Here is a 215-nt window from a genome sequence, read left to right as displayed (position 1 = left end):
CAAAGGCCGCCCCTCACTCGACCCGCTGATTTTATTCAAAATGATGTTTATCGGCTACCTCTACGGTATCCGTTCAGAAAGACAGCTTGAAAAAGAAATTTACTACAATATGGCGTACAGATGGTTTTTGGGCCTGAATATCAATGACCCAGTTCCGCACCACTCCACCATCAGCTGGAACAGACGCACACGCTTTAAAGATACAACGATTTTCC

1 protein-coding gene is annotated in these 215 nt (G+C 45.1%); it reads left to right on the top strand.

Annotation, left to right across the window (positions count from 1 at the left end; all coding sequences use genetic code 11):
• On the top strand, positions 1-215 hold a 215-nt coding region (locus Q3W56_RS21275; protein ID WP_302896729.1), incomplete at both ends, for a transposase.

Source organism: Bacillus sp. C28GYM-DRY-1, from assembly GCF_030519405.1.
In the GTDB taxonomy this organism is placed as follows: Bacteria; Bacillota; Bacilli; order Bacillales; family Bacillaceae; genus Bacillus; species Bacillus spizizenii_A.
Note: the sequence above shows the minus strand (reverse complement) of the source record. Positions and strands in the feature narration are given on the sequence as shown.